Raw genomic sequence first — 896 nt, forward strand, 5'->3', positions numbered from 1 at the left:
ATCTAAAAAAATTATGTTAATGAGATTCTTCAGTCATACTTCCTTCTGAATGACATTGTAACATATAACGCTATTTATGGTAAGTTTTGTCATTCAGAGCGCAGCGAAGAATATTAAAAATTAATATTAATGAGATTCTTCAGTCATACTTCCTTCTGAATGACATTGTAACATATAACGCTATTTTGGTAAGTTTTGTCATTCAGAGTGCAACGAAGAATCTTAAAAATTAATAATGATGAGATTCTTCAGTCATACTTCCTTCTGAATGACATTGTAACATATAATGCTATTTAAAGTAAGTTATGTCATTCAGAGTGCAACGAAGAATCTTAATTTTTTATATTGTAACTATGAAAACAAAAGGTTCACATAATTATTATGTTTACATCCTAACAAATAAAAACAAAACAGTATTATATACAGGAGTAACTAATAATTTAAAAGAAAGAATATACTTTCATCAAAACCCATTACCTTTTTCAAAATCATTTACCACAAAATATAAATGCTTCTATTTAATTTATTATGAGCATTTTTTCGAAATAGAGGCTGCAATTAAAAGAGAAAAACAAATTAAAGGAATAAGTAGATTGAAAAAAGAGATTTTAATAGGTAGTTTTAATAGTTCTTGGGAATTTTTAAATGATAAAGTATAAGCTTATAAAGATTCCTCAGTCATGCTTCCTTCTGAATGACATTATAATTTACAACGAAATTTATAGTGAGATTTGTCATTCAGAGCACAGCGAAGCATCTAAAAAAATTATGTTAATGAGATTCTTCAGTCATACTTCCTTCTGAATGACATTGTAACATATAACGCTATTTATGGTAAGTTTTGTCATTCAGAGCGCAGCGAAGAATATTAAAAATTAATATTAATGAGATTCTTC

At 26.9% G+C, this 896-nt stretch carries 1 protein-coding gene; it reads left to right on the top strand.

Annotation, left to right across the window (positions count from 1 at the left end):
* Window positions 1-353: 353 nt before the first annotated feature.
* Window positions 354-659, top strand: a complete 306-nt coding sequence (locus tag ACVC5O_RS11585) for a GIY-YIG nuclease family protein (protein ID WP_452221644.1) — start codon at window positions 354-356, stop codon at window positions 657-659.
* The last annotated feature ends 237 nt before the right edge of the window (window positions 660-896 follow it).

It is taken from the genome of Lacinutrix salivirga (genome assembly GCF_053604675.1).

What these genes read in the sequence shown, in the direction of transcription:
- ACVC5O_RS11585 (WP_452221644.1), top strand. Translation starts at nt 354, where the DNA reads ATGAAAACAAAAGGTTCACATAATTATTATGTTTACATCCTAACAAAT.